The organism is Streptomyces sp. MB09-01 (assembly GCF_033794505.1).
Taxonomy (GTDB): Bacteria; Actinomycetota; Actinomycetes; order Streptomycetales; family Streptomycetaceae; genus Streptomyces.
Genome location: NZ_JARAYQ010000017.1, coordinates 34,430 through 55,809, shown reverse-complemented (window position 1 = coordinate 55,809; position 21,380 = coordinate 34,430). Strand labels below are relative to the sequence as shown.

Annotated in this window: 23 protein-coding genes; 5 read left to right on the top strand and 18 right to left on the bottom strand. The window is 72.0% G+C overall.

The window, feature by feature from the left end:
* Positions 1-69: 69 nt before the first annotated feature.
* The 4 genes from PV721_RS06145 to hisI all read right to left on the bottom strand — a co-directional run bounded on the left by PV721_RS06145 (position 70) and on the right by hisI (position 2,996).
* On the bottom strand, positions 70-321 hold the full coding sequence (locus PV721_RS06145) for an HGxxPAAW family protein (protein WP_319721789.1): 252 nt from the start codon (positions 319-321) through the stop codon (positions 70-72).
* A 111-nt stretch (positions 322-432) separates the two neighbouring features.
* Positions 433-1,107 (bottom strand): TIGR02234 family membrane protein, encoded by a 675-nt coding sequence (locus PV721_RS06140; RefSeq protein ID WP_319721788.1) that lies wholly within the window; start codon positions 1,105-1,107, stop codon positions 433-435.
* Positions 1,108-1,121: 14 nt separating this feature from the next.
* Positions 1,122-2,612: an anthranilate synthase component I gene (locus PV721_RS06135; RefSeq protein WP_319721787.1), complete on the bottom strand. Its 1,491-nt coding sequence runs from the start codon at positions 2,610-2,612 to the stop codon at positions 1,122-1,124.
* A gap of 15 nt (positions 2,613-2,627) precedes the next feature.
* Positions 2,628-2,996 (bottom strand): phosphoribosyl-AMP cyclohydrolase, encoded by a 369-nt coding sequence (hisI, locus tag PV721_RS06130; RefSeq protein WP_319721786.1) that lies wholly within the window; start codon positions 2,994-2,996, stop codon positions 2,628-2,630.
* 91 nt (positions 2,997-3,087) lie between these two features.
* On the opposite strand from hisI, the gene PV721_RS06125 reads away from it, so the two are divergent.
* The gene (locus PV721_RS06125; RefSeq protein WP_319721785.1) at positions 3,088-3,720 is read left to right on the top strand and encodes a TIGR03085 family metal-binding protein; all 633 of its coding nucleotides are present in this window, start codon (positions 3,088-3,090) and stop codon (positions 3,718-3,720) included.
* A 138-nt stretch (positions 3,721-3,858) separates the two neighbouring features.
* On the opposite strand, the gene hisF is transcribed toward PV721_RS06125, so the two are convergent.
* From hisF to hisD, 8 genes are read right to left on the bottom strand one after another with little or no spacing between them, the layout of a single operon-like run.
* A complete protein-coding gene (gene hisF, locus PV721_RS06120) occupies positions 3,859-4,614 on the bottom strand; it encodes an imidazole glycerol phosphate synthase subunit HisF (RefSeq protein ID WP_319721784.1) in 756 nt (251 codons plus the stop codon).
* On the bottom strand, positions 4,611-4,997 hold the full coding sequence (locus PV721_RS06115; protein ID WP_319721783.1) for a RidA family protein: 387 nt from the start codon (positions 4,995-4,997) through the stop codon (positions 4,611-4,613). The genes hisF and PV721_RS06115 overlap by 4 nt, the downstream gene beginning before the upstream one ends.
* Complete coding sequence (gene priA / locus PV721_RS06110; protein ID WP_319721782.1) at positions 4,994-5,731, bottom strand: bifunctional 1-(5-phosphoribosyl)-5-((5-phosphoribosylamino)methylideneamino)imidazole-4-carboxamide isomerase/phosphoribosylanthranilate isomerase PriA; 738 nt, start codon at positions 5,729-5,731, stop codon at positions 4,994-4,996. Before priA ends, PV721_RS06115 begins: the two co-directional genes overlap by 4 nt.
* Entirely contained in the window at positions 5,731-6,381 is a 651-nt protein-coding gene (gene hisH / locus PV721_RS06105) for an imidazole glycerol phosphate synthase subunit HisH (protein ID WP_319721781.1), read from the bottom strand. The genes priA and hisH overlap by 1 nt, the downstream gene beginning before the upstream one ends.
* On the bottom strand, positions 6,378-6,545 hold the full coding sequence (locus PV721_RS06100) for a hypothetical protein (RefSeq protein WP_030707277.1): 168 nt from the start codon (positions 6,543-6,545) through the stop codon (positions 6,378-6,380). The genes hisH and PV721_RS06100 overlap by 4 nt, the downstream gene beginning before the upstream one ends.
* Before the next feature lie 2 nt (positions 6,546-6,547).
* A complete protein-coding gene (gene hisB, locus PV721_RS06095) occupies positions 6,548-7,141 on the bottom strand; it encodes an imidazoleglycerol-phosphate dehydratase HisB (RefSeq protein ID WP_030707279.1) in 594 nt (197 codons plus the stop codon).
* Entirely contained in the window at positions 7,138-8,244 is a 1,107-nt protein-coding gene (locus PV721_RS06090) for a histidinol-phosphate transaminase (RefSeq protein ID WP_319721780.1), read from the bottom strand. The genes hisB and PV721_RS06090 overlap by 4 nt, the downstream gene beginning before the upstream one ends.
* Complete coding sequence (hisD, locus tag PV721_RS06085; protein WP_319721779.1) at positions 8,241-9,563, bottom strand: histidinol dehydrogenase; 1,323 nt, start codon at positions 9,561-9,563, stop codon at positions 8,241-8,243. The genes PV721_RS06090 and hisD overlap by 4 nt, the downstream gene beginning before the upstream one ends.
* 125 nt (positions 9,564-9,688) lie before the next feature.
* Here hisD and PV721_RS06080 point away from each other — a divergent pair, with 125 nt between their 5' ends.
* Genes PV721_RS06080 through ybaK form a run of 3 tightly spaced genes read left to right on the top strand, consistent with a single transcriptional unit; the run spans position 9,689 to position 12,565 of the window.
* Positions 9,689-11,287, top strand: coding sequence for an oxidoreductase (locus tag PV721_RS06080; RefSeq protein WP_416371037.1), 1,599 nt, complete (start codon positions 9,689-9,691; stop codon positions 11,285-11,287).
* 34 nt (positions 11,288-11,321) lie between these two features.
* Positions 11,322-12,059, top strand: coding sequence for an LON peptidase substrate-binding domain-containing protein (locus PV721_RS06075; RefSeq protein WP_319721778.1), 738 nt, complete (start codon positions 11,322-11,324; stop codon positions 12,057-12,059).
* 11 nt (positions 12,060-12,070) lie between these two features.
* Positions 12,071-12,565, top strand: coding sequence for a Cys-tRNA(Pro) deacylase (gene ybaK, locus PV721_RS06070; protein ID WP_319721777.1), 495 nt, complete (start codon positions 12,071-12,073; stop codon positions 12,563-12,565).
* Here ybaK and PV721_RS06065 read toward each other — a convergent pair.
* The 5 genes from PV721_RS06065 to PV721_RS06045 form a co-directional block, all read right to left on the bottom strand.
* A complete protein-coding gene (locus tag PV721_RS06065; RefSeq protein ID WP_319721776.1) occupies positions 12,562-13,404 on the bottom strand; it encodes a hypothetical protein in 843 nt (280 codons plus the stop codon). The genes ybaK and PV721_RS06065 overlap by 4 nt on opposite strands.
* 75 nt (positions 13,405-13,479) lie before the next feature.
* Complete coding sequence (locus PV721_RS06060; RefSeq protein WP_319721775.1) at positions 13,480-14,121, bottom strand: hypothetical protein; 642 nt, start codon at positions 14,119-14,121, stop codon at positions 13,480-13,482.
* A 47-nt stretch (positions 14,122-14,168) separates the two neighbouring features.
* Positions 14,169-14,984 carry an ABC transporter permease gene (locus tag PV721_RS06055; protein WP_416371036.1) on the bottom strand — a complete coding sequence of 272 codons (816 nt, stop codon included), beginning with the start codon at positions 14,982-14,984 and terminating at the stop codon, positions 14,169-14,171.
* Positions 14,981-16,018, bottom strand: coding sequence for an ABC transporter ATP-binding protein (locus PV721_RS06050; RefSeq protein ID WP_416371035.1), 1,038 nt, complete (start codon positions 16,016-16,018; stop codon positions 14,981-14,983). The genes PV721_RS06055 and PV721_RS06050 overlap by 4 nt, the downstream gene beginning before the upstream one ends.
* A 28-nt stretch (positions 16,019-16,046) precedes the next feature.
* A complete protein-coding gene (locus PV721_RS06045) occupies positions 16,047-17,354 on the bottom strand; it encodes an NYN domain-containing protein (RefSeq protein WP_319721774.1) in 1,308 nt (435 codons plus the stop codon).
* Positions 17,355-17,576: 222 nt separating this feature from the next.
* On the opposite strand from PV721_RS06045, the gene PV721_RS06040 reads away from it, so the two are divergent.
* Positions 17,577-17,744 (top strand): hypothetical protein, encoded by a 168-nt coding sequence (locus PV721_RS06040; protein WP_319721773.1) that lies wholly within the window; start codon positions 17,577-17,579, stop codon positions 17,742-17,744.
* 86 nt (positions 17,745-17,830) lie between these two features.
* On the opposite strand, the gene dnaE is transcribed toward PV721_RS06040, so the two are convergent.
* Positions 17,831-21,373 (bottom strand): DNA polymerase III subunit alpha, encoded by a 3,543-nt coding sequence (gene dnaE / locus PV721_RS06035; RefSeq protein ID WP_319721772.1) that lies wholly within the window; start codon positions 21,371-21,373, stop codon positions 17,831-17,833.
* Positions 21,374-21,380 lie beyond the last annotated feature (7 nt).

The following is a 21,380-nucleotide window of genomic DNA, read 5'->3' as shown; positions in this document are numbered from 1 at the left end:
AAAGGCGCAGCCCGGCGGGGCCGCGCCTTTCGGCTGCGCTGCATCTCGTCGCGTACCCCGTCGGCCGCGTCAGACCTTGGCAGGGACCTTGCTGGCGGCGATGACCTCGGCGAGGTCCCTGTGAGAGGCCTTCGGCGCACCCATGCCCGCGGCCTTCATCGCCATGCCCACGACACCGCCGAGCGCGACGACGACGAGACCGGCCCAGAAGCCGAGCGGGTTCGCGATCACCATGAAGGCGCCGGAGATGCAGAAACCGATGAAGGCGATGATGACACCGGTCCAGGCGGCCGGGGTGTGTCCGTGGCTAGTGCCCGCCATGAGTTGCTCCTCGTTGCTCTGTCGCGCTGCTGTGTCGAACGTGCGGTCTGTGTCGAACGCTCGGTGACCATTGTCCCGCACAGGGCGGCCCCGCCGTCCAGGGGGGTCGGGTCAGCGGGCCGGGCCGTCGGTCGGGTCCGTGGTCGGGTCCTCGCCCCGGTCCAGAGCCTTCCACAGATCTTCCGGCCGGTCCGGATCCACGGCCGCGACGGCGCGCTGACGGGGGCTGCCGTCACGCTCGTAGCGGCCTCCCATCGAGGGCCAGCTCCGGCCGAAGCGCAGCGCCAGCAGCCCGGCGGCCAGGATCAGGACCGCGCCGGCGGCCGTGACGTAGGGCCACGTCGTCTGGGTCAGCCCGGCCACGTGCGCACCGCTGTCCGCGGTCGTACGGGCGGCCTGCGCGTCCAGGGCCCGACGGCCGTCCGAGCCGAGGAGCGCGGACAGCACGGCGCCCAGGCCGCTGAGCGCCAGCAGGCCCGACACCAGCAGGCGGCTCTTGCCGCGCACGGCGAAGACGGCGACCAGCGCGGCCAGGCCCACGATGGACAGGGCGGCCGGGAGACCGGTGACGGTCCGGCCGTCCGCGGCCAGCTGGAGCGAGTCGCCGCCGATGGCGGCGGTGCCCCGGGCCCAGGTGCGGCCGGAGGCGAGCAGGACGACGGTGGCGCCGAGCGCGCCCAGCAGCAGCGCGACGGCCACGCTGCGGCGGGCGCTGCGGTGGTCGGGAGCCTCGGGCTCGGACGCGGCATCGTTTCGGGGCGGGGGTACGGCACTCACGCACCCCACTATCCCCTACGCCCTCAGGAGCCGTGGAGGCGGTTCGCCGCTGCCACCGCGCGCAGCACCGCGGCGGCCTTGTTGCGGCACTCCTTGTCCTCCAGCTCGGGCACCGAGTCGGCGACGACACCGGCGCCGGCCTGCACGTACGCCGTGCCGTCGCGCAGCAGTGCGGTGCGGATGGCGATGGCCGTGTCGGAGTCCCCGGCGAAGTCAAGGTAGCCCACGCAGCCGCCGTAGAGGCCGCGGCGGGAGGGTTCCAGCTCCTCGATGATCTGCATGGCGCGGGGCTTGGGCGCGCCGGAGAGGGTGCCGGCCGGGAAGCAGGCGGTGAGCACGTCGAAGGCGGTCCGGCCCTCGGCGACCCGTCCGGTGACGGTGGACACGATGTGCATGACGTGCGAGTACCGCTCGACGCTCATGAAGTCGACGACCTCGACGGAGCCCGGCTCGCAGACCCGGCCGAGGTCGTTGCGGCCCAGGTCGACGAGCATCAGGTGCTCGGCCCGCTCCTTGGGGTCGGCCATCAGCTCCTCGGCGAGCTCGTGGTCCTCCTGCGGCGTGGCTCCGCGGTGGCGGGTGCCGGCGATGGGGTGGACCATGGCCCGCCCGTCCTCGACCTTGACCAGCGCCTCGGGGCTGGAGCCGACGACGTCGAAGCCGTTCTCGAAGCGGAAGAGGTACATGTACGGGGACGGGTTGGTGGCCCGGAGCACCCGGTAGACGTCCAGCGCGGAGGCCCGGCAGGCGGTCTCGAACCGCTGCGAGGGCACCACCTGGAAGGCCTCGCCGGCCCGGATCCGCTCCTTGATGTCCTCGACGGCCGCCTGGTACTTCTCGCCGCCCCAGAGGGCGGAGAACTCCGGCAGTTCGGAGGCGGGCAGCGGGGCCGGCGTGTACGGGGCGGGCCGCGCGAGGTCGGCCTCCATGGCGTCGAGGCGGGCCACGGCGTCCGCGTGCGCCTCGTCCACGCCCGTGTCGAGGTCGTTGTGGTTGATCGCGTTGGCGATGAGCTGGACGGTGCCGTCCCAGTGGTCCAGGACCGCCAGATCGGAGGTGAGCAGCATGGTCAGCTCGGGCAGTTCGAGGTCGTCGGCCGTGTGCTCGCCGATCCGCTCCAGGCGGCGCACGATGTCGTAGCCGAGGTAGCCGACCATGCCGCCGGTGAAGGGCGGCATCCCGCCCGCGAGGTCGCGGGGCGTGTGCAGGGCCTCGACGGTGGCGCGCAGCGCGTCCAGGGGGTCGCCGTCGGTGGGTACGCCGACGGGCGGCGTGCCGATCCAGTGCGCGCGGCCGTCCCGGGCGGTCAGGGTGGCGTCGCTGCGGACGCCGATGAAGGAGTACCGGGACCAGGAGCGGCCGTTCTCGGCCGACTCCAGCAGGAAGGTGCCGGGGCGTTCGGCGGCCAGCTTGCGGTAGAGCCCCACGGGGGTGTCCCCGTCGGCCAGCAGCTTGCGGCTCACGGGGATGACGCGGCGGTCGGCCGCGAGCTTGCGGAACGTCTCAAGATCCATTGCGTGGGACCCTACCTAGTCGGCTGCGCGGAGGAGGACATCGTCGTCGAAGCAGGTCCGGGCCCCGGTGTGACAGGCGGCTCCGACCTGGTCGACCTTGACGAGCACGGTGTCGGCATCGCAGTCCAGCGCGACGGACTTCACGTGCTGGAAGTGGCCGGAGGTGTCCCCCTTCACCCAGTACTCCTGGCGGCTGCGGGACCAGTAGGTGCAGCGGCCGGTGGTCAGGGTGCGGTGCAGGGCCTCGTCGTCCATCCAGCCGAGCATGAGCACCTCACCGGTGTCGTACTGCTGGGCGATGGCCGGTACCAGTCCGTCGGCGGAGCGCTTGAGCCGTGCGGCGATGGCGGGATCGAGGGAGCCGGGGCGGGGGGACGTACTCATACGGACATTGTGCCGGGCCGGGACGGCGGTGATGATCCGCGTCCGCCTGATGGGCGGGCACGCGGGCCGTTCCGGCCGTAGGCTGGCCTGCATGTCTACCCATGCGAAGCGTGAACGCCTGTTGCTCGCGGACCTGTTGGAGTCGGCCGGCCCGGAAGCCCCCACGCTGTGCGACGGCTGGACCTGCCGCGAACTGGCCGCGCACGTCGTCGTCCGGGAGCGGCGGCCGGACGCGGCGGGCGGGATCCTGCTGAACGTGCTGAAGGCCCGCCTGGACAAGGCCATGGAGGAGTACGCGGCCAAGCCGTACGAGGAACTGATCCAGCTGATCCGGACCGGCCCACCGAGGATGTCGGTGTACGCGCTGAAGCAGATCGACGAGGTGGCGAACGCGGTGGAGTTCTTCGTCCACGGGGAGGACGTCCGCCGGGCGCAGCCGGACTGGACCCCGCGGGAACTGGACCCGGTGTTCTCCGACTCCCTGTGGTCCCGCCTGGAGAGGATGGCCCGCCTGACGGGCCGCCGCTCCCCGGTGGGCCTGGTCCTGCGCCGCCCGAACGGCCAGACGGCGGTGGCGCACAAGGGGGCGCCGGTGGTGACGGTGACGGGCGAGCCGGGCGAACTGACCCTGTTCTGCTTCGGCCGTCAGGACGCCGCCGCGGTGACCCTGGACGGTGAGAAGGACGCCGTGGCGAAGTTGACGACGGCGAAGCTGGGCATCTGACCACAGGCGCGGCGCCGCTGCCGGGGGCCGGCCCCCGGACGCCCGCGCCTCAATCGCCGGCGGCGGGGGCTGGAAAATCCAGCCCCCGCCGGCGATTGAGGCGCGGGGTCTGGGACGGAGCCCCAGGAAACACAGGCCTCAGCGGACCGGGTGGCCCGCTTCGCGGAGCGCGGACTTGACCTCGGAGATCCGCAGGTCGCCGAAGTGGAACACCGACGCCGCCAGCACGGCATCCGCACCCGCCTCGATCGCCGGTGCGAAGTCCCCGAGCGCGCCCGCCCCGCCCGAGGCGATCACCGGGACCGTGACGTGCTTGCGTACGGCCGCGATCATCTCGGTGTCGTAGCCGTCCTTCGTGCCGTCCGCGTCCATCGAGTTCAGCAGGATCTCCCCGGCGCCCAGCTCGGCCGCCCGGTGGGCCCACTCGACGGCGTCGATGCCGGTGCCCCGGCGGCCGCCGTGCGTGGTGACCTCGAAGGTGCCGGACCCGGTCCGGCGGGCGTCGACCGACAGGACGAGGACCTGGCGGCCGAAGCGCTCCGCGATCTCCTGGATCAGCTCGGGGCGGGCGATGGCGGCGGTGTTGACGCCGACCTTGTCCGCTCCGGCCCGCAGCAGCTTGTCGACGTCGTCCGCCGTGCGGACGCCGCCGCCCACGGTGAGCGGGATGAAGACCTGCTCGGCGGTCCTGCGCACCACGTCGTACGTGGTCTCGCGGTTGCCGGAGGAGGCGGTGATGTCGAGGAAGGTCAGCTCGTCGGCGCCTTCGGCGTCGTACAGCTTGGCCATCTCCACCGGGTCACCGGCGTCGCGCAGGTTCTGGAAGTTGACGCCCTTGACGACCCGGCCGTTGTCCACGTCCAGGCAGGGGATCACGCGTACGGCGAGGCTCATCCGGACACCGCCTTGTACGCCTCGACCTCCACCTCGACGACCATCGACGGGTCGACGAAGCCGGAGACGATGAGCATGGTCGCGGCCGGGCGGACCGCGTCGAAGAGTTCCTTGTGCGCGCGGCCCACCTCGTCCACGTCGCGGGCGTGCGTCAGGTACATGCGGGTGCGGACGACGTCCTCGGGGCCGAGCCCGGCCTGGGCGAGGGCCTTGAAGGCGACGCCGAAGGCCGCGACGGTCTGGTCGTACGGGCCGCCCGCGTCGCCCGCGGTGCAGCCGGAGACGAGCACGAGCCCGTTCGGCAGCTGCACGGCGCGGGAGTACGCGATGACGTCCTCGTAGGGGCCACCGGAGGAGATGCGGCGTACTTCTGCGGAGCTCATGCGGAGACCACCTTCAGGGCTTCTTCCAGGGTGAAGGCCTTGGCGTACAGGGCCTTGCCGACGATCGCGCCCTCGACGCCCAGCGGCACCAGCTCGGCCAGGGCCCGCAGGTCGTCCAGGGAGGAGATGCCGCCGGAGGCGACGACGGGCCGGTCGGTGGCGGCGCAGACGTTCTTCAGCAGCTCCAGGTTGGGGCCGGTGAGCGTGCCGTCCTTGCCGATGTCGGTGACGACGTAGCGGGCGCAGCCCTCGGAGTCGAGGCGCGCGAGGGTCTCGTAGAGGTCGCCGCCCTCGCTGGTCCAGCCGCGGCCCTTGAGGGTGGTGCCGCGCACGTCGAGACCGACCGCGATCTTGTCGCCGTGCTCGGCGATGGCCTTGGCGGCCCACTCGGGGGTCTCCAGGGCGGCGGTGCCGAGGTTGACGCGGGTGCAGCCGGTGGCGAGGGCCGCGGCGAGCGAGGCGTCGTCGCGGATGCCGCCCGAGAGCTCGACCTTGATGTCCATGGCGCCGGTGATCTCGGCGACCAGGGCGCGGTTGTCACCGGTGCCGAAGGCGGCGTCGAGGTCGACCAGGTGCAGCCACTCGGCGCCGGAGCGCTGCCAGGCGAGGGCCGCCTCCAGCGGCGAGCCGTAGGAGGTCTCGCTGCCGGACACCCCGTGCACGAGGCGGACGGCCTGACCGTCGCGGACGTCGACCGCGGGGAGGAGTTCCAGCTTCGCTGAGGACACGGTCATCACAGGGTCTCGATCCAGTTGGTGAGGAGCTGGGCGCCGGCGTCGCCGGACTTCTCGGGGTGGAACTGGGTGGCCCACAGGGCCCCGTTCTCCACCGCCGCGACGAAACGCTCGCCGTGGGTGGCCCAGGCGACCTTGGGGGCGCGGATGAGCGGGTTGGTGGTCTCGAGGCTCCACTCGCGCGCCGCGTAGGAGTGCACGAAGTAGAAGCGGGCGTCGGCGTCCAGGCCGGCGAAGGCCTGGCTGTCGGCCGGGGCCTCGACGGTGTTCCAGCCCATGTGGGGGACGATCGGGGCCTTGAGCGGGCCGACCGTGCCGGGCCACTCGTCCAGACCCTCGGTCTCCACGCCGTGCTCGATGCCGCGCTCGAAGAGGATCTGCATGCCGACGCAGATGCCCATGACCGGGCGGCCGCCGGAGAGCCGGCGCCCGATGATCCAGTCGCCGCGGGCCTCGCGCAGGCCCTTCATGCAGGCGGAGAAGGCTCCGACGCCGGGGACGAGGAGTCCGTCGGCGTCCATGGCCTTGTCGTAGTCGCGGGTGATCTCGACGTCGGCGCCGACGCGGGCGAGGGCGCGCTCGGCGGAGCGGACGTTGCCGAAGCCGTAGTCGAAGACGACGACCTTCTTGGTGGGGCGTGCTGTGCTCATTCCCAGATTCCTTGGATCCGCAGGACTCCGGCGGCGAGACACATCGCGGAGCCGATGGCGAGCAGGACGATGACCGACATCGGCATCTTCTGCTTGTGGAAGGAGTAGACGCCACCGGCCAGGAACAGGCCGAGGACGATCAGGATGGTGTTGAGGCCGTTCACGGCTAGAGGGCGCCCTTCGTGGAGGGCAGGATGCCGGCCGCGCGCGGGTCGAACTCGGCGGCGTAGCGCAGGGCCCGGGCGAGGGCCTTGAACTGGCACTCCACGATGTGGTGGGCGTTGCGCCCGTACGGGACGTGGACGTGCAGGGCGATCTGCGCCTGCGCGACGAAGGACTCCAGGATGTGCCGGGTCATCGTGGTGTCGTACTCGCCGATCATCGGCGCCATGTTCTCGGGCTCGGTGTGCACGAGGTACGGGCGGCCGGACAGGTCGACGGTCACCTGGGCGAGGGACTCGTCGAGCGGCACGGTGCAGTTGCCGAAGCGGTAGATGCCGACCTTGTCGCCGAGGGCCTGCTTGAAGGCGGCGCCCAGCGCGAGGGCGGTGTCCTCGATGGTGTGGTGGCTGTCGATGTGCAGGTCGCCGTCCGTCTTGACGGTGAGGTCGAAGAGGCCGTGGCGGCCGAGCTGGTCGAGCATGTGGTCGTAGAAGCCCACGCCCGTCGAGACGTCGACCTTGCCGGTGCCGTCGAGGTTTATCTCGACGAGGACCGAGGTCTCCTTGGTGGTCCGTTCGACCCGTCCGATGCGGCTCATGCGTGCTGCTCCTTCTTCAGTGCGCGAACCGCTTCCAGGAACGCGTCGTTCTCTGCCGGGGTGCCGGCGGTGACGCGCAGCCACCCCGGTACTCCGTTGTCACGGACCAGGACGCCCCGGTCGAGGATCTTCTGCCATGCGGTGTGGGAGTCGTCGAACTTCCCGAACTGGATGAAGTTCGCGTCGGACTCGGTGACCTCGTAGCCGATGGCCCGCAGTTCGACGACCAGCCGGTCCCGCTCGGCCTTGAGCTGCTCGACGTAGCCGAGCAGGGTGTCGGTGTGCTCCAGGGCGGCCAGCGCGGTGGCCTGGGTGACGGCCGACAGGTGGTACGGCAGGCGCACCAGCTGGACGGCGTCGACGACGGCGGGGTGCGCGGCCAGGTAGCCCAGGCGCAGGCCGGCCGCGCCGAAGGCCTTGGACATGGTCCGGGAGACCACCATGTTCGGGCGGCCCTCGATCAGGGGCAGCAGCGAGTCGCGGTGGCTGAACTCGACGTACGCCTCGTCCACGATGACGAGCGAGGGCTTGGCCGCCTGCGCAGCCTCGTAGAGGGCGAGGACGGTCTCCGCCTCGACCGCGGTACCCGTGGGGTTGTTGGGCGAGGTGATGAAGACGACGTCGGGGGCGTTCTCGGCGATCGCCCGTTCCGCCGCCGCCACGTCGATGGTGAAGTCCTCCCGGCGCGGGCCGGAGATCCAGCGGGTGCCGGTGCCGCGGGAGATCAGCGCGTGCATGGAGTACGAGGGCTCGAAGCCGAGGGCGGTGCGGCCGGGCCCGCCGAAGGTCTGCAGCAGCTGCTGGATGACCTCGTTGGAGCCGTTGGCGGCCCATACGTTCTCCCGCGCGACCGGATGCTTGGCCGTACGGGTGAGGTAGGCGGCCAGCTGGGTGCGCAGCTCGACCGCGTCCCGGTCGGGGTAGCGGTTGAGGGTGCGGGCGGCCTCGGCCACCCGCTCGGCGATCCGCGCGACGAGCTCCGCGGGGAGCTCGTACGGGTTCTCGTTGGTGTTCAGCTGGACGGGCACGTCGAGCTGGGGGGCGCCGTACGGGGTCTTGCCGCGCAGCTCGTCCCGGATGGGGAGGTCGTCGATGCCGGTCACGCCTGGGGAACCTTCCATCCGAAGCGGGCCTTGAGGGCGGCGCCGTGCGCCGGCAGGTCCTCGGCCTCCGCGAGGGTCACCACGTGGTGGGTGACCTCGGCGAGGGCGTCCCGCGTGTAGTCGACGATGTGGATCCCGCGCAGGAAGGACTGCACGGACAGGCCCGAGGAGTGGCAGGCGCAGCCGCCGGTGGGCAGCACGTGGTTCGACCCGGCGCAGTAGTCGCCGAGCGAGACCGGGGCCCACGGGCCGACGAAGATCGCGCCGGCGTTGCGGACACGGGCGGCCCAGGCCGCGGCGTCGGCGGTCTGGATCTCCAGGTGCTCGGCGCCGTACGCGTCGACGACCTTGAGGCCGTCCTCCAGGCTGTCGACCAGCACGATCGCGGACTGCTTGCCGGCGAGCGCGGGCTTGATCCGGTCCTCTACGTGCTTGGTCGCGGCGACCTGCGGCTCCAGCTCCCGCTCGACCGCGTCCGCGAGCTCCGCGGAGTCGGTGACGAGGACGGCGGCGGCCAGCGGGTCGTGCTCGGCCTGGCTGATGAGGTCGGCGGCGACGTGCACCGGGTCGGCCGTGGAGTCCGCGAGGACCGCGATCTCGGTCGGGCCGGCCTCGGTGTCGATGCCGATCTTCCCGGTGAAGTAGCGTTTGGCGGCGGCGACCCAGATGTTGCCGGGGCCGGTCACCATGTTGACCGGGAGGCAGTCCTCGGTGCCGTACGCGAACATCGCGACGGCGACCGCGCCGCCGGCCGCGTACACCTCGTCGACGCCCAGCAGCGCGCACGCGGCGAGGATCGTCGGGTGCGGCAGGCCGCCGAACTCCTTCTGCGGCGGGGACGCGAGCGCGATCGACTCGACGCCCGCCTCCTGGGCCGGTACGACGTTCATCACGACGGAGGAGGGGTACACCGAGCGGCCGCCCGGGGCGTACAGGCCCACGCGCTCCACCGGAACCCACTTCTCGGTCACGGTTCCGCCGGGGACCACCTGGGTGGTGTGCTCGGTGCGGCGCTGGTTGCGGTGCACGATCCGGGCGCGCCGGATCGACTCCTCCAGGGCGGCGCGGACGGCCGGGTCCAGCTGCTCCAGGGCGGCCTTGACGGCCTCCGCGGGTACCCGGACCTGCGAGAGCTCGACTCCGTCGAACTTCTGCGCGTACTCGATCAGCGCCGCCGTGCCACGATGATGGACGTCCTCGCAGATGGGCCGCACCTTCTCCAGGGCAGCTTCTACGTCGAACTCGGCACGGGGCAGCAGATCGCGCAGGGCGCCACCCTCGGGGAGGGCGTCACCGCGCAGGTCGATACGAGAGATCACCTCCCAATTCTCTCAGACCGCCTCGCGCCACCGTTCGCCCGTATCACTGGCTGATACACGCCCCGGATGTCACGGGCGCCCGTTAGCGTTCCCCTACACGTACATGCCAGCGGAGGGGGGCCGCCGTGACCGACGCACGCGCGGACGAGGAACCGGCGGATCTCACCGCTTCCGAGCGCCGCATGTGGGAGGCGTTCCGCACCGGCAGCATCTGCGACCTCAGCGCCCGCGCCGCCGGGCAGGACGACCCGCACGCCGACCGCGTCTGGGGGCCCGGGCGCAGCGTCCGCGCCCAGGTGGTGGCCCTGCTGCTGCTCCACGGGCCGCCGCCGGTGCCGGGACGGGTGGCCTCCCTCAAGCTGCGCGGGGTGCGGATCACCGGGCGGCTGGATCTGTCCGGTGGCACGGTGGCCCCGTACGTGGAGCTCCAGTCCTGCCGCTTCGACAGCGAGATCCAGCTGTCCGAGGCCCGCTTCGGCACCCTGCGCCTGATCAACTGCGCGATACCGCGGCTGGAGGCGGCCCGCCTGCACACCGAGGGCGATCTGCACCTGCCGCGCTGCCGGGTGGCGCGCGGGATCCGGCTGACGGACGCCCAGATCGGCACCGACCTGCTGGTCAGCCAGGCCGTGGTGCAGCGGGACAGCAAGGGCCGGGCCGTGGCCGCCGACGGGCTGTCGGTCGCGCAGGACTTCCAGGGCGAGCTGCTGGAGACGTACGGGGAGGTGAGCCTGCGCGGCGCCAAGGTCGGCGTGTCGATGAACCTGCGCGGGGCCCGCCTGCTCAACCCCTCCGGGCGGTACGCGCTGAACGCCCCGCAGCTGACCGTCGAGCGGACCCTGTACCTGACCTCGATCGCGCTGGGCTACGTACAGGGCGGCGACGGCTCCTCCACTCCCCCGTACGGGCTCGGTCCGACCCCGGTGCGCGGCCAGCGGGCGCAGCGCTTCGAGTGCCGGGGCGGGCTGCGGCTGGACGACGGCCGCTTCGGGGACGCCATCGACTTCTACGGCGCGCGGTTCGAGCTCACGGACCAGCAGGAGATATCCCTGCGCCGGATCCAGACCCCCGAGTTCCGCTTCGTCGGCGAACGGCCGGAGCACGGCCGTGTCGTGGTGTCCGGGTCCAAGGTGGTCAAGCTCGTCGACACCTCCACGAGCTGGCCCGGCCCGGGCGGGGTGTCCATAGAGGGATTCGTCTACGAGAACCTCGCGCCGCGCGGCCACTTCCCCCTCGCCCGGCGCCTGGCCTGGGTGGCGGCGGCCACCCCCGAGTACTCGCCGGAACCGTACGAGCGGCTGGCCGCCGTCCTGCGCGCCAGCGGCGAGGACGCGGACGCCCGCGAGGTGCTGCTGGCCAAGCAGCGTCGGCGCCGGGCCACGCTGCCGCCGGGGCCGAAGGCGTGGGGGTACCTCCAGGACTGGACGGTGGTCTACGGGTACCGCCCGGGCCGGGCCGCGCTGTGGATGGCGGTGCTGTGGGCGGCGGGCGCGCTGATGTTCTCCCAGCTCGATCCGCCGGCCCTCAAGGAGGACGAGCATCCGCAGTGGAGCGCCGCCCTGTACGCGCTGGATCTGCTGCTCCCGGTGATCGACCTCGGCCAGCAGGGCCAGTGGAAGCTGGAGGGCGGCTGGCAGTGGGGGGCGGCAGGCCTCGTCATCATGGGCTGGATCCTGGCCACGACGGTGGCCGCGGGGGCGTCCCGGCTGCTGAGGCGGGGGTGACGGGGCCTGTGCCCGGGCGATTACCCTGTGCCTCGTGACCACCGTTCGCCTGCCCCTCTTCCCGCTGAACTCGGTGCTGTTCCCGGGACTCGTCCTCCCGCTGAACATCTTCGAGGAGCGTTATCGCGCCATGATGCGCGAGCTGCTGAAGACGGGCGAGGAGGAGCCGCGCCGGTTCGCCGTCGTCGCGATCCGCGACGGCCGGGAGGTGGCACCCACCGCGCCCGGTCTGCCGGACCAGACCGCCCTGCCCGAGCGGGGTCCCGCCGCGGGCTTCGGCTCCGACCCGATCCAGGCCTTCCACCGGGTGGGCTGCATCGCGGACGCGGCGACGATCCGGGAGCGGGAGGACGGCAGCTTCGAGGTCCTGGCGACCGGCACGACGCGGGTCCGCCTGCTCTCGGTCGACTCCTCGGGCCCCTTCCTGACGGCCGAGCTGGAAGAGCTCCCGGAGGACTCGGGCGACGGCGCGGGGGTCTTGGCCGAGGGGGTGCTGCGGGCGTTCCGCAACTACCAGAAGCGGCTGGCGGGGGCCCGCGAACGGTCCCTGACGGGCGCGGAGCTCCCCGACGAGCCGTCGGTCGTGTCCTACCTGGTGGCCGCGGCGGCGGTGCTGGACATCCCGGCGAAGCAGCGGCTGCTGCAGGCCCCGGACACGGCGACCCGGCTGGCGGAGGAACTGAAGCTGCTGCGCACGGAGACGGCGGTGATCCGCCACCTCCCGTCGCTGCCGGCGGTGGACCTGACCCGTTCCCCGACCAGCCCGAACTGACGGACGAGGCGATGGCGAAGAAGACGAAGCAGGCGGCCGGCACCCCGGCGATCGTGGCCCTCACGGCGGCGGGCGTCCCGTTCACCACGCACGCGTACGAGCACGACCCGGCGCACCCGTCGTACGGCGAGGAGGCCGCGGAGGCGCTGGGCGTCTCGCCCGCCCAGGTGTTCAAGACCCTCGTCGCCGACGTGGACGGGGTCCTCACGGTGGCGGTGGTCCCGGTCTCGGGGTCGCTGGACCTGAAGGCGCTGGCGACGGCCGCCGGCGGCAAGCGGGCGGCGATGGCCGATCCCGCGCTCGCGGAGCGCACCACGGGCTACGTGCGCGGCGGCATCTCGCCGCTGGGGCAGCGCAAGCGTCTGCGCACGGTGATCGACGCGTCGGCTTCGGGGCACGCCACCATCTGCGTCTCGGCGGGCCGCCGGGGCCTGGAGGTCGAGCTCGCCCCGTCGGACCTGACCTCCCTCACGTCGGCCGTCCTGGCCCCGATCGCCCGCCCCTAGGGCCGTTCGAAGGCCTGGAGCACACCGCCGAGCGAGAAGCACAGGGCTCCGGTCAGCGTCCCCCAGTTGGCGATGTCGGTGTTGACCAGGCTTCCGGTGGCGGGGCGGGTGAAGGCGGCCAGCGCGGAGAGCATGAACAGCACCGACCCGAGCTGGTTCACCGCGACGATCCACCAGCCGAGGCTGCGCGAGCGCAGGCACGGCCAGGGCCGATGGCAGATCTCGGCGAACGCCAGGTGCCCCGAGACCAGGAACAGCACGCACCCGATCACGTCGGGAGTCCAGATCAGCCGGTTGACCTCCTGGACGGTGAGCCCCTGCAGGAACGAGTCCAGCAGGTTGACGCCGAACACGAGCGTCCCGACGAACAGCACGAACGTGCTCAGCCAGTCCAGGCGCGTCGGCTCGTACCCCCACCACCTCCAGGCGGACGTGACCAGTCCGCCGCCGCCCGGGTCGTGGCGGGGCGCGTTCAGCACCTGCAGGAGCGAGGTGTAGCCCCCGGTGTTGAAGAACAGGCCCCCCACGAAGTAGATCGCGGCGCTCTCCAGCGCGTCGCCCGCGCCGAACTGGGACGCCGCGGCGCCCAGGGCGAAGAGCGCTCCCCCGATGACGAACGCCCCCGAGGCGAGGGCGTTGAGCCTGCGGAGGCGGTGGAGGGCTTCGGCGTCGGCGGTGGTGGTCCGGTCGACCGTCTCCCCCGGACCGCGGACCGAGAGGGCCCCGCGCCTGCGCGCGGGCCGCGACTCCCACACCACCGTTTCCCCTTCGGGCCGGTGCCAGGTGAGCCGGGTGGTGAACGGTCCTGCGCCTTCGGCGCGCTGCTCGGGCTGTCCCACGGCCCGAGCCTAGCCCCGGGTACGACGCCCGCGGCCCAGCCCCGCCGACGTCCGGGACGCGGGGCTCGGGGCCTTTCAGCCGCGCGGGGGCTCGGGGTCGCCCTGCGGGGGCTGGTAGTAGCCGGACCAGCCGTAGACCGGGGCGGGTTCCGGGTCGCGGGGGGCCCAGAGGGCGGTGAGGCCCAGGTGGACCAGGACCGCGGCCATCGGCCACGCCAGCAGCGCCCCGTGCGCCAGCAACTGCAGCGGGGCGTCGAACGGCACCCCCTGTCCGGCCTTGGCCGCGGCGGCCGCCAGGTCCGAGGACGGCCCCAGCCACAGCCCGAACCGCCACCCCACCAGCGCGGCGAAGCCGGATCCGACCGCGAGCCCGATGACCAGCGGCACGCCCCCGGCGCGGCGCCACAGGAACACGCCGACGGCGCTCAGCACGCCCAGCCCCACCGACAGCAGGAAGAAGGTTCCGTCGGACGCGATCCGCGCCTCGCTCTCGCTGTTGCGCAGGAACACGGCGTCCCCGTTGGCGACGTACTGCACGCGCGGCGCCAGCCACACCCACAGCAGGCCGAGGAGCAGGCCGGCCGTCCCGACCAGGAGGGCGACGACGGCCCCGTCCCGGATGTCGTCCGGGGTGATGGCCGAGGCGGTTCCGCCGGGCTTCTCGGGCGGGAGCGACGGCGGGTCGAAAGGAGACGGCGGGGTCACGGCTTCGGTCACCCCCACATCGTGCCAGGTGTGCCCGGCGGCGGCGTCGCCGGACCGCTTCAGCGGACCGCGGCCCGCCGGTACGCCCAGGTGGCGGCGGCCAGCGAGAGCACCCCGACCGCTGCGCACACGCCGAGGTCGAGGGCGACGGCGGCCCAGTCCGGTTCGGGGGCGAAGGTCCGTGCGAACGCCTCCACCCCGTACGTCGACGGCAGCAGGTCCCGCGCCCACACGATCAGGCCCGGCATCCGCTCGGGCGGCAGCACCCCGAGCAGCAGCGCCGCCGACATCCCGAGCTGCCCGGCGAGCGTGGCCAGCTCCTGCCTCGGTGCCAGCAGCCCCAGCGCCGCGCCGAGCCCGGCCAGCGCGGCCCCGGCCAGCGGCACCACGGCGGCCAGGATCCACAGCCCGCTCATCGGCAGGCCGAAGAGCACGCACCCGAAGACGGCGGTGACCAGCGTTCCGGGCAGCGTGAAGGAGGCGTACGCGGCGGCCGCGCCCAGCACCACCGACGCGGGCGGCACCGGCAGGGTGGCGTAGTGGTCGAGCCCGCCGCTCGCCCGCAGCTGCCCGAAGTACTGCGCGAGCAGGTTCAGCGCGACGAAGGCGACGACCAGGACGGAGGAGCCCGCGACGACGGCCCGGGCCTCCGAGCCCCCGTCCACCACGCCCCTCATCAGGATCATGATCCCGACGGACTGGAAGGTGGCCACGAACAGCAGCGGGATCCGCGCCACCCGAGCCCGGGACAGCTGGGCCCGGTACACGGCGGCCAGCGAAGGCAGGAACCGTGCCCGCGGGGCCAGCGGCGCGGCGGCCGGCTCCCCGACGGGAACCGGAGCCGGCGGGGCGGCGCTTGCCGGACGGTCGCTCAAGACTTCACCAGGCCCTTCGTCTTTCCGCCGAGCGCGAGGTACACGTCCTCGAGGCTCGGCGTGGCCAGCGTGAAGTCGTCCAGGGCGGCGAAGGCCGGGCCGCCGGTCACCGAGGCGACGGCCGCGCGGGCCTCGTCCGGGCCGAGCCGCAGGACCCAGCGCCGTCCGGACTCGACGGCGAGCTCGCGCAGCGCCGCGACCTCGGGGACGTCCAGCGGAGCGGTCTCCCGCCACACGAGCTCCAGCCGGACCTCGCCCGAGACCCTGGCCTTCAGTCCGGCCGGGGTGTCGCAGGCGATGACGCGGCCCTGGTCGATGACGGCGACCCGGTCGAGGACGGTCTCGGCCTCCATGACGTTGTGGGTGACGAGGAGCACCGTCGCGCCGTGCCGGGCGCGCCGGCGGTCCACGGCCGACCAGACGGCCCGCCGGGCCACCGGGTCCATGCCGGTGGTGGGCTCGTCGAGGACCAGCACGGGCCGCTCCCCCACCAGTGCGGAGGCGAAGCAGGCGAGGCGCCGCTGTCCGCCGGAAAGTTTCTTCAGGGGCCGCCCGGCGATCTCGGTCAGCCCGAGCTCCTCCAGTACGGCGTCGCGCGCGGCCCGGGCCGCGCGTGCGTCGAGCCCGCGCAGCCGCCCGGTGGTCTCGGCGGCCAGCGCCACCGTGAGCTCGTCGAGGGCGGTGGACTCCTGCCCGAGGTAGGCGAGCAGGCGCGAGGCCCGCTCGGGGTGGCGCACGAGGTCGTGGCCGAGGAGGGTCACCGTGCCCGCGTCGGGCCGCATCAGGCCGGTGAGCTGGCGGACCAGCGTGGACTTGCCGGCGCCGTTGGGGCCGAGCAGCCCGAAGATCTCGCCGCGCCGCACGTCCAGGGAGACGCCGTCGCTGGCGCGGGTCTCGGGGAGTGCGGGGGCCCCGCGCCGGCCGCGTACGGCGGGATACGTCTTGACCAGGTCACGCACCGCGCAGATCACGTCCGAAGCCGCTCCCGCGGCCGCCGCCGTGCTGTTTTCCGCTTGTGCTGTGCCCGTACTCACGAGGGAGCAGCCTACGGGGTTCCCGCCCCTACTCGGCCGCCGGGGTCAGCGGCGCACCGAGGTCGCCGGGACCGGTTCCGGGCCCGGCGGCCGGTACGGCGGCCACGTGCTCGGCGGCCGCGCGGACGTCGATCTCCCTCCAGAACCCGGCGCGGATGGCGTACCGGTCGTGCTCGTCGATCTGGTCGTCCTTGTGCGCGAGCAGCCCGAAGCGGGCGGCGTACCGCAGCAGCTCGCCGTCGATGCGGTGCGGGATGCGCGGGTACATGGTGGCCAGCTTCTGCAGGTGCACGGTCTCGGGGAGCCGTTCCATCCAGCGCCGGGCGAACACCTGTCCCACCTCGAACGGGTCGCCGCCGACGGTGGTGATGTCCTCCTCGCGGTCCGCCCAGCGCTGTTCGGCGCTGGTGAGCTGGGCGAGGGTGGGCAGCGAGGCGGTCTCGGCGGGTTCCCCGAGCGGTCCGGCCCGATCGATCCAGCCCTTGTCGGAGGACCAGCGCAGGGCGCTGGCGGGGGCCGGTGCGCTGCCGGACCCGGTCTGCGGGCCGCTCGGCGGGCCGGGGGCGCGCAGGGATCCGGCGAGGTCCTTGGGCGTGGGGACGGCCTTGCCCCCGGGGGCGGCCGGCGCCGGTACGGGTGCCCCCTCATGGTCGTCGTCGCCGGTGGCGGCGGTGCCGTTGCGGGCGGCCTCGGCGAGCGCCGCCTCGGGCAGCGGGGCCGAGAGGATGGCGGCGATGTCGGGGCGCGGTGCGGGCGGCGGCGAGCACAGGCCGGTGAGGTCCTTGGCGCGGACGGCCCGGGTGATCCAGGCCCGGTCCAGGACGCGCCGTTCGTCGGCCTCGGCCACGAGGTCCTCGGACTGGTTGTAGTCCCCGTCGGCGGCCTGGACGGCCCACAGGTGGACGGCGACGCCGTGTTCCTTGGCGGACATGAGGCCGGGCAGCAGGTCGCCGTCTCCGGTGACCAGGACCACGTCGGAGCAGGCGCGGTTGCGGGCGAGCTCGGTGAGCTCGGCGTGCATGGCGGCGTCGACGCCCTTCTGGGCCCAGCGGCCGTCGCTGCGCGTCAGGGCACCCAGCCGGACGGTGACGCGGGGCATGACGCGCAGCCGCCGGTGTTCGGGCTGCGGCACCCGGTCGGGTGCGCCGTCGAACCAGTAGATGCGCAGCAGGGGCTGCTCGGTGTCCGCCTCGGCCCGCTCGCGCAGGCCCTGGATGAGGGCGGCATGGTCCACGGTGATCCGGGAGCGGGAGGGCTCCCCGGCGAGAAGGCTGGCGGCGGCGCCCAACAGGTAGCCGGCGTCCACCAGGACGACGCAGCGGTCCACGCGTTCCACCCTCTTCCCTGGGGGTCCTCTGTGTTTTTCGACGGGTGCCCCGAGTCTGCCCGACCTCAAGGGTGTTGAAGGCCGGAACTCGATCATCGGCGTGGCGGATCTCACGGGGCGGCCGGGAAGGGCCGTTCGGCTACACGCAGCAATGATCCAAAATGCGCGGTTTCGGGCGCTGTGTGAGTGTGAAGGCGGTCCTGGCCCCTAGACCCTCACGGAGGCTCCACCATGGCCAAGAACAAGAATCAGAAGCAGCCGTCGAAGCAGCAGCAGGCCCGCTCTTCGCAGGGCCCGTCGAAGGGCTCGATGGACAGCCCGTCCGAGTCGGTGAACCCGTCGCCGAGTCCGATGGATCTGGCCCACAAGAGCAAGCAGAAGAAGTTCGGCCACAACTGACGACGCGCGACGTGATGTGACGGAAGGGCCCGCCCGGGAACGCCGGGCGGGCCCTTCCGTGCGTACGGCGCCGGTGGCGGGCGTCGCTATCCGGCCAGGCAGGACGGCCCGAGCAGCACCTTCAGGTCGCCGAAGAGGGCCGGGTCGGGCTGTACGCGGTGCTTGTCGAGGCGCAGCACGGTGGTGGTCCGCGGCCCCTGGAGCTTGATCCGCACCTCGGTGTTGCCCTTGTGGTGGCGCAGGATCTCCCCCAGACGGGTCACCATCGGCGGTGTGACCTTGACGGTGGGGATGGTGAGGACCACCGGGGCGTTCGTGCCGGCCGAGGTGAGGTCGGGGACCATCATCTCCATGGCGACGAGGCGGGGGACGTCCTCGCGCTTGTCGAGGCGGCCCTTGACGAAGACGACCGTGTCCTCGACCAGCTGGGTGGAGACGAGCTGGTAGGTCGCGGGGAAGAACATGCACTCGATGGAGCCGGCCAGGTCCTCGACGGTGGCGATGGCCCAGGCGTTGCCCTGCTTGGTCATCTTGCGCTGGAGGCCGGAGATGATGCCGCCGATGGTGACGACCGCGCCGTCGGAGTGCTCGCCGCCGGTCAGCTGCGAGATCCCGGCGTCCGTCTTGTCGGACAGCACGTGCTCCAGGCCGAAGAGCGGGTGGTCGGAGACGTAGAGGCCGAGCATCTCGCGCTCCTGCGCGAGCAGGTAGGACTTCTCCCACTCGACGTCGGAGAACTCCACGTCGAGGCCGAAGCCGGGCTCGTCGCTCGCGCCCTCGTCACCCATCCCGCCGAAGAGGTCGAACTGCCCCTCGGCCTCCTTGCGCTTGACCGCGACCACGTTGTCGATCATCGACTCGTGGTGGGCGACCAGGCCCTTGCGGGTGTGGCCCATCTCGTCGAAGGCGCCGGCCTTGATCAGCGACTCCACGGTCCGCTTGTTGCAGACGACGGCCTCGACCTTGTCCAGGAAGTCGGGGAACGAGGAGAACTTCCCCTTGGCCTTCCTGGTCTTGATGATCGACTCGACGACGTTCTGGCCGACGTTGCGCACGGCAGTGAGGCCGAAGAGGATCACGTCGTCGCCCTGGGCGGCGAAGTTCGGCTCCGACTCGTTCACGTTCGGCGGGAGCACCTTGATGCCCATGCGCCGGCACTCGTTCAGGTAGATCGCGGACTTGTCCTTGTCGTCCTTGACCGAGGTGAGGAGCCCTGCCATGTACTCGGCCGGGAAGTTCGCCTTGAGGTAGGCGGTCCAGTAGGAGACCAGGCCGTACGCGGCCGAGTGGGCCTTGTTGAAGGCGTAGCCGGCGAAGGGGACCAGGACGTCCCACAGGGCCTGGATGGCCTTGTCGCTGTAGCCGTTCTTCTTCGCGCCCTCCTGGAAGATGACGAAGTTCTTCGCCAGCTCCTCGGGCTTCTTCTTGCCCATCACGCGGCGCAGGATGTCGGCCTCGCCGAGCGAGTAGCCGGCGATGATCTGCGCGGCCTTCTGGACCTGCTCCTGGTAGACGATCAGGCCGTAGGTGACCGCGAGCACCTCTTCGAGGGGCTCCTCCAGCTCCGGGTGGATCGGGGTGATCTCCTGCTGCTTGTTCTTGCGCAGGGCGTAGTTCGTGTGCGAGTTCATGCCCATCGGGCCCGGCCGGTACAAGGCCGAGACGGCGGAGATGTCCTCGAAGTTGTCGGGCTTCATCAGGCGCAGCAGGGAGCGCATGGGGCCGCCGTCGAACTGGAAGACGCCGAGGGTGTCACCGCGGCCGAGCAGTTCGAAGGTCTTGGGGTCGTCGAGCGGGAGGGCCAGGAGATCGATGTCGATCCCCTTGTTGGCCTTCACCATCTTGACGGCGTCGTCCATGATCGTGAGGTTGCGCAGGCCCAGGAAGTCCATCTTCAGCAGGCCGAGCGACTCGCAGCTCGGGTAGTCCCACTGGGTGATGGTGACGCCGTCGGTGTGCCGCACCCAGACGGGCACGTGGTCGGTGATCGTCTCGCTGGACATGATCACGCCGGCGGCGTGCACGCCCATCTGGCGGACCAGGCCCTCCACGCCGCGGGCGGTGTCGATGACCTTCTTGACGTCCGGCTCGTTCTCGTACATCCCGCGGATCTCGCCGGCCTCGCCGTAGCGCGGGTGCTGCGGGTCGAGGATGCCGGAGAGCGGGATGCCCTTGCCGAGGACGTCGGCGGGCATGGCCTTGGTGAGCCGGTCGCCCATGGCGTAGGGGTAGCCGAGGACGCGGGCGGAGTCCTTGATCGCGTTCTTGGCCTTGATGGTGCCGTACGTGCCGATCATGGCGACCTTGTCGGCGCCGTACTTCTCGGTCACGTACCGGATCACCTCGACGCGCCGGCGCTCGTCGAAGTCGATGTCGACATCGGGCATGGAGACGCGCTCGGGGTTGAGGAAGCGCTCGAAGATCAGGCCGTGGGTGAGCGGGTCGAGGTCGGTGATGCCCATGGCGTAGGCGACGATCGAGCCGGCCGCGGAGCCTCGGCCCGGGCCCACCGCGATGCCCTGGTTCTTGGCCCACATGATGAAGTCGGCGACCACGAGGAAGTAGCCCGGGAAGCCCATCGAGATGATCGTGTCCATCTCGTACTCGGCCTGCTTCATCCGGTCCTCCGGGATGCCTCCCGGGTAGCGGCGGTGCATGCCGCGCATGGTCTCCTCGCGGAACCAGGTGACCTCGGTGTAGCCGTCCGGGATGTCGAACTTCGGCATCAGGTTCCGGAACTTGAACATGCCCTCGGTGTCGATCTGGTCCGCGACCAGCTTCGTGTTGGCGCAGCCCTCCTGCCAGGCGTCCGAGGAGTCGATGGCGTACATCTCGTCGGTCGACTTCAGGTAGTAGCCGGTGCCGTCGAAGCGGAAGCGGTCCGGGTCCGAGAGGTTCTTGCCGGTCTGGATGCAGAGCAGGGCGTCGTGGGCGCCGGCCTCGCTGGCGTAGGTGTAGTGCGAGTCGTTCGTCACCAGCGGCGGGATGCCGAGCTTCTTGCCGATCTCCAGCAGGCCGTCGCGGACCCGGCGCTCGATCTCGATGCCGTGGTCCATCAGCTCCAGGAAGTACCGGTCCTTGCCGAAGATGTCCTGGTACTCGGAGGCCGACTTCAGGGCCTCGTCGAACTGGCCGAGGCGCAGCCGCGTCTGGAGCTCGCCGGAGGGGCAGCCGGTGGAGGCGATGAGCCCCTCGGACCACTTGGAGATGGTCTCCTTGTCCATGCGCGGCCACTTCGTGAGCCAGCCCTCGGCGTACGCGTCGGAGGACAGCCGGAAGAGGTTGTGCAGGCCGGTGGCGTTCGCCGCCCAGATCGTCTTGTGGGTGTAGCCACCGGAACCGGACACGTCGTCGCGCTTCTGGTGGGGCTGGCCCCACTGGATGCGGCGCTTGTTGCGCCGGGACTCGGGGGCGACGTACGCCTCGATGCCGATGATCGGCGTGATGCCGGCCTTCTGGGCCGTGTGGAAGAAGTCGTAGGCCCCGTGCAGGTTGCCGTGGTCGGACATGGCGATGTGCGTCATGCCCATCTCGTTGCACGCGTTGAACATGTCCTTCAGCCGCGCGGCACCGTCCAGAAGCGAATACTGGGTGTGGACGTGCAGGTGCGTGAACGGCGGCTTGGTCACGGTGTGA

Excerpts from the sequence above, each read along its gene's own strand:
- PV721_RS06145 (WP_319721789.1), bottom strand. The coding sequence starts at position 321 with ATGGCGGGCACTAGCCACGGACACACCCCGGCCGCCTGGACCGGTGTC.
- hisF (WP_319721784.1), bottom strand. The coding sequence starts at position 4,614 with ATGAGCCTCGCCGTACGCGTGATCCCCTGCCTGGACGTGGACAACGGC.
- hisI (WP_319721786.1), bottom strand. The coding sequence starts at position 2,996 with ATGAGTACGTCCCCCCGCCCCGGCTCCCTCGATCCCGCCATCGCCGCA.
- priA (WP_319721782.1), bottom strand. The coding sequence starts at position 5,731 with ATGACCGTGTCCTCAGCGAAGCTGGAACTCCTCCCCGCGGTCGACGTC.
- hisB (WP_030707279.1), bottom strand. The coding sequence starts at position 7,141 with ATGAGCCGCATCGGACGGGTCGAACGGACCACCAAGGAGACCTCGGTC.
- PV721_RS06135 (WP_319721787.1), bottom strand. The coding sequence starts at position 2,612 with ATGGATCTTGAGACGTTCCGCAAGCTCGCGGCCGACCGCCGCGTCATC.
- PV721_RS06040 (WP_319721773.1), top strand. The coding sequence starts at position 17,577 with ATGGCCAAGAACAAGAATCAGAAGCAGCCGTCGAAGCAGCAGCAGGCC.
- PV721_RS06115 (WP_319721783.1), bottom strand. The coding sequence starts at position 4,997 with ATGAGCTCCGCAGAAGTACGCCGCATCTCCTCCGGTGGCCCCTACGAG.
- PV721_RS06125 (WP_319721785.1), top strand. The coding sequence starts at position 3,088 with ATGTCTACCCATGCGAAGCGTGAACGCCTGTTGCTCGCGGACCTGTTG.
- hisH (WP_319721781.1), bottom strand. The coding sequence starts at position 6,381 with ATGAGCACAGCACGCCCCACCAAGAAGGTCGTCGTCTTCGACTACGGC.
- ybaK (WP_319721777.1), top strand. The coding sequence starts at position 12,071 with ATGGCGAAGAAGACGAAGCAGGCGGCCGGCACCCCGGCGATCGTGGCC.